Here is a 2,691-nt window from a genome sequence, read left to right on the forward strand (position 1 = left end):
GGCGTCGGGCCGTCGAGCTCCCATACGATGGGGCCGATGCTGGCTGCCGCGATGTTCGTGGAGCGGGTTGCTGAGGCCGGGAAACTGGCTGATGTTACTCGGCTGGAGACGTTGCTCTTCGGGTCACTGGCGCTGACCGGCAAGGGGCACGCGACGGACCGGGCGATTCTTCTGGGCCTGTCCGGACAGCGGCCGGAAAATATCGAACCGGATGCGGCCGATGCGCTGGTCGAGCAAATCCGCTCGGACAAGAAAATCAGCCTGGACGGCTCCCATGAAATCGCTTTCAACGAAGCGACAGATGTCATCTTTGACCAGAAAAAGCGGCTCGATTTCCATAGCAATGCGATGCGCTTTAGCGCTTTTGGCGGTGATCAACTGGTCGCGACCCGCGAATATTATTCGGTTGGCGGCGGCGCGATACTGGATGAAGATCAGATCGGCAGCAACAGTCCCGAGGCCGCTTTGTGGGACGTACCGCATCCATTCTGCTCGGGCGCTGATTTGCTGAAGATTGCAGCAGAAAAGAGCCTTTCGATCGCTGATATCATGCGCAATAATGAGCGTATGGGAAAGTCGGACGACCAGATAAGCGCCGATATTTGCGCCATTTCCGATGCGATGTCGGCCTGTATTGATCGCGGCATATTGCAGGGTGGCATATTGCCCGGCGGTCTGCGCGTCAAACGTCGGGCACCGCTGATTCACGCTCGCCTGATGGAGCGACAGGAACGCGCCCTGTCCGATCCGCTGACCATATTGGACTGGGTCAATCTCTGGGCGCTGGCGGTGAATGAGGAAAATGCTGCTGGCGGTAAAGTGGTCACCGCACCGACCAATGGTGCCGCCGGGATCATCCCGTCGGTGTTGCGATTCTATCAACGCTTTGCGCCGAAAGCAGATGAAGCCGGGGTGGAAATATTCCTGCTGACGGCTGCGGCCATTGGTTCTTTGTTCAAGGAAAATGCGTCGATTTCCGGCGCTGAAGTAGGCTGTCAGGGCGAAGTCGGAGTCGCCTGTTCGATGGCAGCAGCGGGTCTGACCGCGGCGTGGGGCGGCACGCCTTCGCAAGTCGAAAATGCCGCAGAGATCGGCATGGAGCATAATCTCGGCCTGACCTGCGATCCGGTCGGCGGGCTGGTGCAAGTGCCCTGTATCGAACGTAATGCGGTCGGTGCGGTCAAGGCGATTGAGGCGGCACGACTTGCGATCCTGGGTGATGGCACGCACCGGGTCAGTCTGGATGAAGTTATCGAGACGATGCGCAAGACCGGGCTGGATATGAGCGAGCGCTACAAGGAAACATCACAAGGTGGACTCGCCGTCAATCTGGTGGAATGCTGAGTTAAACGGGAGGAAATGTCGATGAAGAAGCTGGGCATAGGAATATTGATACTGGTGCTGCTGGTTGTTGGAGCTGGCCTGCTGTTTCGGGAGCAAATCGGCGAACGGTTGTTTTCCCGGGCGGTGGAAACCGCGGTTACCCGCGATGTGATCGGTGATCTGCCCGACGGCATCAATGTCGTGCTATGCGGTTCTGGCTCGCCGCTGCCCGATCCGACCCGCGCGGGTCCCTGCTCGGCGGTGATCATCGATGGCAAGATGTTCATTGTCGATATTGGCGGCGGCGCGGTGCGCAATCTTGGCCTGATGGGCCTCAACCCGGGCGCGATCGAAGCACTATTGCTCACCCATTTTCACAGCGATCATATTGATGGCATGGGGGAATTGATGATGCAGCGCTGGGCGGGCGGTGGCCGGGATGCGCCGCTGCCGGTGATTGCACCGGAAGGTGTGACCGCGATCGTCGACGGTCTGAACGCCGCCTATGCGGCCGATGCGCAATATCGCATCGCCCATCACGGCGCAGCTACGATATTGCCGACTGGTACAGGCGGCGAGGCAAGGCCATTTTCCATTCCCGATGGGCAGGAAGAGATGGTGGTCTATGAACAGGACGGGATCAAAATTACCGCCTTTCCCGTCAACCACAAACCGATTGCGCCAGCGGTCGGCTATCGTTTCGACTATAAAGGCCGCTCGGTTGTGTTCAGCGGGGATACGATCAAATTGCCGTCTATTGCGAAGGCCTGCAATGGCTGTGATCTGCTGGTCCACGAAGCGTTGAATGCGGAGATGGTGGGCACGATGGAGAAGGCTTTTGCGAAAGCCGGGCGCAAGCGGCTGGCCAAGATCATGGCAGATATCCAGAATTATCACACGACGCCGGTCGAGGCGGCCGAGACGGCAAAGGCGGGGAAGGCGAAGATGCTGGTTCTCGCGCACATCGTCCCGGCGCTGCCGCTCGATTATCTGGAAGCTTATTATATGAAGGGTGTCGATGCCGCCTTTGACGGGCCGGCGGTGCTGGGCAAGGACGGTATGCTGTTCAGCCTTCCCGCCAATAAGGATAGTATCGAAAGGGGTGATTTGCGCTAATTTGGCGCCTGGTCCTGTGCTCCTGTGCAGGCAGGAGCCCATCTCCTGAAATAGCGTTTAAACGCACAAGCGGGAGATGGGCCCCCGGCTTCGCGAGGACACGACTATGACCATGAACCAATTTTGGCGTCTGAATTCTCGTCCCGAGGGGCAGGATATATCCGGCTCGCTGTCCCTTGAAAGCGAACCCTTGCCCGAACTGGTCGATGGCGAGGTACTGGTCAAGGCCGCCTATCTGTCGATGGATGCGGG

2 protein-coding genes and 1 pseudogene are annotated in these 2,691 nt (G+C 58.7%); all 3 read left to right on the forward strand.

From position 1 onward, the window contains the following. The coding region (locus tag V7665_RS07250; protein ID WP_335663868.1) for an L-serine ammonia-lyase at window positions 1-1,344 on the forward strand (1,344 nt) is incomplete at its 5' end. 21 nt (window positions 1,345-1,365) lie between these two features. Further along, the gene (locus V7665_RS07255; RefSeq protein ID WP_335663869.1) at window positions 1,366-2,439 is read left to right on the forward strand and encodes an MBL fold metallo-hydrolase; all 1,074 of its coding nucleotides are present in this window, start codon (window positions 1,366-1,368) and stop codon (window positions 2,437-2,439) included. A gap of 112 nt (window positions 2,440-2,551) precedes the next feature. Next, window positions 2,552-2,691, forward strand: a pseudogene (locus tag V7665_RS13915) (NADP-dependent oxidoreductase); the annotation flags it as partial.

The sequence above is a fragment of the Parasphingorhabdus sp. genome (genome assembly GCF_036964675.1).
In the GTDB taxonomy this organism is placed as follows: domain Bacteria; phylum Pseudomonadota; class Alphaproteobacteria; order Sphingomonadales; family Sphingomonadaceae; genus Parasphingorhabdus.

Coding starts and splice junctions, on each gene's coding strand:
- V7665_RS07255 (WP_335663869.1), top strand. CDS start 1,366: ATGAAGAAGCTGGGCATAGGAATATTGATACTGGTGCTGCTGGTTGTT.